Source organism: Halorubrum ejinorense, from assembly GCF_039522565.1.
In the GTDB taxonomy this organism is placed as follows: Archaea; Halobacteriota; Halobacteria; order Halobacteriales; family Haloferacaceae; genus Halorubrum; species Halorubrum ejinorense.
This window is the reverse complement of record NZ_BAAADQ010000013.1, coordinates 145,026-151,730: the sequence shown is the minus strand read 5'-3', so window position 1 is coordinate 151,730 and position 6,705 is coordinate 145,026. Positions and strand designations below refer to the sequence as shown.

Below are 6,705 nucleotides of genomic sequence, written 5' to 3'. Positions count from 1 at the left end.
TTCTCAGCTCTATTACGGCAGGGCCGTACGTCCCTGAGTCGGCACTTCGGGCAATAGTTGCCATCATTGTTAGTGGAACAGGAATCTTCATAATTCCGGAAATCTACAGCCGAAGATCATTCTTTTGGCACATCCTGTTGATCTCGTTCGCTCTAGGGCTGCTCAGTATCCTCGCAGTCATTACACCATTTGAGTCAGTTGGTTCAATAGAACTGCTACGGACGGTACCCTACGATCAGTTTGTTGTATTTGGACCACAAAAGTACGCACCGGTTCCTGTTGGCGGCCTCGGAAACCCAAACATACTAGCAATGACCCTACTTCCTGGTATCCTTGCTGGCGCGAACTTCCTCTATGAACGGGCAGCCGAGCACTCAACCTGGGGAGTGTTCTCGTTCGGAGTTGTAACTGCCGTACCAACAATTATACTCTTTTTGACTCGTTCTCGGGGAGCTCTACTTGCACTCGCTGCGGGTGTTGTGATGTACGTAGTGGTACACAATCTATCGTCAGTGACAGTTCGAATATTGTGTTTGTGCGGTATCACTGGCACCGTTCTCTTTCTTGCCCCAACTGGGATCGGTCCTATCCCCAGTCTGGTTGAAGCCGTGTCTGCGCCGAGAGCGTTCCGGTGGAGACATGCCCTCGACGCTATTCTCCAGCAACCACTATTAGGATACGGTGTAGGGAATTCTAGAACTATTATTCCAGAATTCCAGACACAGCCACACAACGCATACTTTATGATAGGGACATGGAGCGGTGTCGGAGCAGCAATCTCCTATCTGTATTTGTTCACTCAAATGTTGTTGCTGTCCGTACGGAGGAAAGTGGGAACGACGCCAGCAGTATTTCCGGCAATCTTGACCAGCTATTGGGTCATCTCGATTTTTGAATCGTTGACTATATTCCACCTTACTATCTACTCGATAGTACTCGCAATTACGTTTGGATTTGTCGCGTCTGACATCGTTCCACACGAACGGGCCACCACATCTAACAGCAACTAAGTGACATCAAATTAAACTCTCCTAACAAATATGAAAATCGGAATCAATGGCTTGGCTGCGAAGACCGGGGGCGGAGTGACGTACTTACAGAATCTCGTAACCAACATTCTGGATATCTCGGACCATAGAATCCACTTCTTCGTGTCGGCTACTACGAGAAAACAGCTCAACCTACCGACAGATGATGACACATTGACAGTGGACTCTATTGATGTGTCTGGTACTGGAAGCCGTCTGTGGTACGAGCAAACAGGTCTTCCTCTATCCATCATTCGTCAGAATATCGACCTCCTTTACTCGCCGAGTGAAATTCCAGTCATGTGGTGTCCCTGTACACAAGTCGTAGCAAATCAAAACCCTAACCTATACTACGACATTGACGTTGAAAAGTCACTTCGCCAGCGAGTACGGGAACAAGCTCTTTCTGGGGCGCTAGAGGCTGCACAGTTGCCCTCGGAAGCTACAATATTCGTTTCTGAATCATCGAAACGAAAGGCAACACGGGAATTGCGGATCAGCGAAGATAACGCGTACTCTGTCCAACACGGTGTCGGTTCGTCATTCGCCAATGTACACACGAGCGATGCGAAGTTCCCGTCGGCTGAGAGTGAATATATCCTCCTTGTCTCCACCCTGTACAAGCACAAAAACGTACACAATTTGATCGCCGCGTATGCGCGGCTCCCACAAGCGAAACGCCGAGAACATCCACTTCTTATTGTCGGCAGCAAAACCGTCGAATCGGAGTACACCCGTGACGTTGAGAACTTAGCGAGAGAGCTAGGCGTCGCAGAAAGTGTCTCTCTTGTCGGCCGTGTCTCAGAGACAGCTCTCAGATCGTACTACAGCAACGCTCACTTGTTCGTTTTTCCGTCGCTGATCGAGTCGTTCGGACTCCCGGTATTAGAGGCGATGGCTACAGGCGTGCCGGTCGCTGCCTCCGCAAACGCTTCCATTCCTGAGGTCGGTGGCGACGCAGCGGTGTACTTTGATCCGGAGGATCCCGACCAGATGTCCGTCGTGATTGAGCGAGCACTGGATAACCAGAAATTACGGGAGGACTTGGTCGCTCGCGGTCAAGAAAGAGTAAGAGATTTCACCTGGGAGAAGTGTGCCAAGGAGACACTCAATGTCTTCGAGAGGGCCGCAAATATTGAGTAAACACTCAAAAGAGGAAATCTGTCACAAAACAGTAAGTTTGAATACCGATATACAATTCAGACACGACTTCGTTATTTAGAATACAACGATGGACAACGTACAGCCTTCGGAGCAGTTACTAATACCAATCACAGGCGATGGGGATGTGGTATTTATCTCTCAGTTATCTGATTGCCTTCATAATAGGGGGTTCGAAGTCGTATTTTTACCAAATAACTCTGGGATAAGAAAAGCAATACAAAGAGAAGTCCACTCTGAGAGAGTGCTCCGTGATCCTTCGAATTATTCTCCCGAGAAGTCACTTGATGAGCTGTTAGAAAAATTTAATATTGACAGTCCACGCTCGTTCGTCGCGACAGAAATGGCATATGACTATGTATATCCGAAACCGTCCTCAGAGCCGTATATTTTCTCGAATTTCGACAGTTCGGATTACGATCCCTATATCACCAAGTTACATCGGTGTCTCGATTTCTTGGACGAACTATATCGTGATGGCTATCGAGGGGTTCCGCTCCAGAATCAGGGTGGCGAGATTCTGAGACGCTCATTACAGGCGGTAGCAGATTACTATGACGTTCCTTCGATCTGGGTTGGGTTCTCACCGATTGATGGCGCGTCCGGATTCCATCGTGACGAGTCAGAGTCTTGGAACACGATCCAGCAGGCGTCGTACGAGGAGCTGACCACAGAAGAAATTGAGCGGGCAGAGGAGTTCATCAAGCGGTTTCGTTCTGATTCCGGGCAAATTCAGTCTGGCCCGCATCAGCGCTCGCTCGGAGAAAATATTAGACAGAAAGCGGAAATCATCCGTCGACACGCCCGAGATCTTGGTCCCTATATCAAACGATGGACGAGGGGTAACATCTTCAAGCGAATTTTAGCAGCTTACGCCGATTGGAAGTACCTCAATCTCGACGAGTCCGTGGACCTCGTCGAGGAGTCTAACTACGTATTCTATCCGCTCCAGTATTATCGTGAGTCACGTGTCTTGGTTCGAGCGCCGGCGTTCTACAAGCAGAGTTGGCTCGTGGAATACTTGTCTCGGTCTGTACCGTACGATCATGAATTGTTTGCGAAGGACCATCCGAAGCAAGTTGGCGCGCAGCCGAAATCCGAGGTCGATACGATCGTTCGGCACTCAAAGGCACTAGCCCCAGAGTATCCTGTAGCATCCATCTTGGAGAACGCATCAGTAGTCGTTGTACTGAATAACACCGTGGGCTACGAGGCACTCCTCTACGGGAAACCTGTCGTTGCCCTCGGAGAAGCGTTCTACACGGATGCTCGATTCACGCACAGCGTAGATGATGTGAACGAGCTGCCGAGAGCGCTCACCAAGGCGATCGACGAGGGCGGTCCAACCGACGAGGAATTAATAGTGTTCGTTCACGGATTGGTAGAGGGAAGCTTTGATGGCGAGTGGGGAAGTACCTCTAAACGAAATCTCCAGAACTTGTCCATCTCGATTGAATCATACTATGATGAGTAAGCATAATCCTACCTCGGCAGATCCGCGTCGTACGGGTTGTTGGAAGATAATGTGATAATAATGTCTCAGAAAGCACTTTACTGTACTTCGGCTTCAGATTTCTGGGTTGACACAGTAGATAACATATCGAAGGAAGCAGATATCCAACCCTGTTACTGGATTGTCAATTCAAATGAGGTTGATAGGGATATAAACAACCTATTTCCTGATTGCGTTGTACACGATATTTACGATTGTAGAAAAGGCATATTACCTGAAGAATATAGTTCATTTGAATTCTCAGAATATCCAGTAGATGAGGACATTCTGACGACTTTTCGTGAAACAGAATCTACAGTTTTGTCTATGATGGACCGAGCGGATATGGGGAATGCGACCGATGAGGGATTCAGCTACGGAGAGAGGTTACGGCATTATCACAACTTATTATCACAGTGGAGATATATAATTGACAAATTAGAAATCGATTATTCTATTTTCAGCGATATTCCCCATAATGCTGCCACATATGTATTGTATCGCGTATGTAGGGAGCAGGGAGTTGAAACAGTGTTGATAACAAGGACAACGGTTAATGATCGTTGTTATACGAGAAGTAGAATACATCATACAAATGATGTATTTGGAAATGAGTCCGATAATGATTCCTTGTCGCCTGAATTAAAGGAATATCTAGATCAAATCAGAGGAGATTATACTACAGCTGAACCTGAGTATATGCAAAATCAGAACCCATATCTCCCGAACCTAAACCACTCTATCCGGGAGTACATAGTAAAATGGTGGTATTTTTCGCCAACTAGTGTGTTAAAGCGTGACAAACAATTGTATAGTGATTCCAGAATGAATAAATACAGTTGGCTACTGTACCGCTTCCGCGCGGAGATTTATAAACAAAGGCTCAAGCATGAGTATGCGAACCGTTCCATACATCCGGACTTAACGAATAAATTTCTATATTTCCCCCTCCACTACCAACCAGAGAGAACAACTTCTCCTGAGGGCGGGGATTTTGTTAATCAATATTTAGCGATTGAATTATTGGCAAACGTACTACCCAACCATATTAAGATATTCGTTAAAGAACATCCCTCGCAGTTCAGCTTCCAGCCTGATGGTGATCGAGGGCGGACTGTCGAGGATTATGAATTTCTTAATAGCATCAATCAAGTCTCTCTAGTTGAGCAAAACACCTCCTCATTTGATTTGATCGATTCAAGCATTGCTGTTAGCACAGTTACGGGTACTGCTGGTTGGGAGGGCCTTGTCAGATTAACGCCATCACTTGTTTTTGGAGATGCATGGTATTCTGCCTGCCCTGGATGCTTTAAGGTTAAAACAAAAGAGGAGGTCAGCAGCGCAATTAACAGGATATTAAATGGAATAAATATAAAGAAAAGGGACATAGAAAACTTCCTAATTAAAATAGACGATATAAGTGAGGTAGTGACACAAAATCCGGCTAATAAGAATGCCCATCAAGAGAACGTAGATTCATTAACTAGGTTAATACTACGGCATATAGGTGAGAGTCGTTTTTAAATAACAACCGCCTTATATTACTCTTGGCTCCTGCCGGGTCGAACTAACCGGCGTTAACGAAGGATAAATAAAACACTGTAACATATATATTCTTTTCTCACAGATAATGTCTCTGACGACAAATCAGGTGACCCAAAACTTCGGCCTTTTATCTCTGTTTTCTCGAACTGTTCCACTATACTGAGGTTACTGTATGACATAGTCTCTTTATTCGTGATGCTGACATCACAGGGACGGCTGTAATTATCTATCTGTGAATAACCTGGTTACACTATCTCAAGTCATTCTAAGGCAAGACTAAGATAGTCCTCTAGTTCAGTTGGATCTATCTGTAAATTAGATTCCTTTGAATCGACCACTACGGATTCATATTCGAATTCAAACATCGCGGATAGGTAGTAGAAATGAGGTTTTATTATTGTTTCTGGAAACAGTTCAATTACTGTTGGATCCCCTGCGAACATCATATTAAGAAGCCCAGCACCGTGTGGGCCCATTATTACGTCCGCATCGTAGAATAACTGTACCTGTTCTCGAAATGTAAGGGCTTCCAGTTGATATAACTCGAACCCGTATTTTCTTAATATCTGACTCACCTGATCTATGTTTGTAACCTTCCGCTCTCGCTGGGCTCCTTGTCGAGATACGTATATCCGTTTTTCACCGTCGGAAGTATTTTTTTTTTGATCTACAGTCGATCGTGCTCGTTCACGTATCCAATTAAAGTCCTTGACCGATGGATTGTAATCTGACGATTCCGGATCTCGATAGTCAAAGATATGCGGCCGGTGCGTACTGACAATTAGTTTTTCAATGCTTGTGGCTTTCTGATTCCATTGTTTGTACTGGATTGAATCGAATCCGAGAAACTCGAGGGAATCTCGTACAAAGTCGCGTGGATTTGGTTCGATGAGTATCGTTGGTTCATTATCTGTTTCCCGCAGGTACAACTCGTACAGCCGTAGCTTGGGCAAATATTCCATTACCCAGTGATAATAACTAGGATCTGGACAGATAAGTGGAAAGACGATATCTGCTGTCTGACCCGGCTGAAAACCGAGTGCGGATTTGAATACTTCCTTTAATATTGACGACCCAGAACCCATATACGTATTTCCGTATCGGAAACCCGATGTCTCAGGTATGAGTTTCTTCCCTTCGTATAGTCCCACAGCGTTCGGTCCCACTAGGTTACAATTCTCGATTTCATAAACCGCACCCGGCTCTGGACTGAACTTGGTAGGATATGACTCGAACTCACGACGAAGTCTTGCGTTCTCTGCTTTCGGTATCGAGATCGTCTCCTCCCCTTCGTCTATCCAGACTCGACCTGAATTCGACGCCTCTTGGGCTTCCGCAGCTGTAATCTGTCGCTTTCTAATATACTGTCTCGCTAGATACGGTACGGATTCCTTTGCTAAGTCAGTGATTCCATTTTCTGAATAATACTGGAATATATTGCTTGGTAATGTCCGTGTAGGTCTCTCGTCCGTGCTCATC

5 protein-coding genes are annotated in these 6,705 nt (G+C 45.8%); 4 read left to right on the top strand and 1 reads right to left on the bottom strand.

Annotation, left to right across the window (positions count from 1 at the left end; translation table 11 throughout):
- The 4 genes from ABDZ89_RS11515 to ABDZ89_RS11500 all read left to right on the top strand — a co-directional run.
- On the top strand, positions 1–1,010 hold a 1,010-nt coding region (locus tag ABDZ89_RS11515; RefSeq protein ID WP_343779181.1), incomplete at its 5' end, for an O-antigen ligase family protein.
- A 30-nt stretch (positions 1,011–1,040) separates the two neighbouring features.
- Positions 1,041–2,171, top strand: coding sequence for a glycosyltransferase family 4 protein (locus ABDZ89_RS11510; protein ID WP_343779179.1), 1,131 nt, complete (start codon positions 1,041–1,043; stop codon positions 2,169–2,171).
- Positions 2,172–2,259: 88 nt separating this feature from the next.
- The gene (locus ABDZ89_RS11505) at positions 2,260–3,663 is read left to right on the top strand and encodes a capsular polysaccharide export protein, LipB/KpsS family (RefSeq protein ID WP_343779178.1); all 1,404 of its coding nucleotides are present in this window, start codon (positions 2,260–2,262) and stop codon (positions 3,661–3,663) included.
- A gap of 60 nt (positions 3,664–3,723) precedes the next feature.
- Positions 3,724–5,205, top strand: a complete 1,482-nt coding sequence (locus ABDZ89_RS11500; RefSeq protein WP_343779177.1) for a capsular polysaccharide export protein, LipB/KpsS family — start codon at positions 3,724–3,726, stop codon at positions 5,203–5,205.
- Positions 5,206–5,486: 281 nt separating this feature from the next.
- Here ABDZ89_RS11500 and ABDZ89_RS11495 read toward each other — a convergent pair whose 3' ends face one another.
- Positions 5,487–6,704 carry a glycosyltransferase family 61 protein gene (locus ABDZ89_RS11495; protein WP_343779174.1) on the bottom strand — a complete coding sequence of 406 codons (1,218 nt, stop codon included), beginning with the start codon at positions 6,702–6,704 and terminating at the stop codon, positions 5,487–5,489.
- Between the last annotated feature and the right edge of the window lies 1 nt (position 6,705).

Bases quoted from the DNA above. Each gene is read 5' to 3' on its own strand.
- ABDZ89_RS11505 (WP_343779178.1), top strand. From the start codon at position 2,260: ATGGACAACGTACAGCCTTCGGAGCAGTTACTAATACCAATCACAGGC.
- ABDZ89_RS11500 (WP_343779177.1), top strand. From the start codon at position 3,724: ATGTCTCAGAAAGCACTTTACTGTACTTCGGCTTCAGATTTCTGGGTT.
- ABDZ89_RS11495 (WP_343779174.1), bottom strand. From the start codon at position 6,704: ATGAGCACGGACGAGAGACCTACACGGACATTACCAAGCAATATATTC.
- ABDZ89_RS11510 (WP_343779179.1), top strand. From the start codon at position 1,041: ATGAAAATCGGAATCAATGGCTTGGCTGCGAAGACCGGGGGCGGAGTG.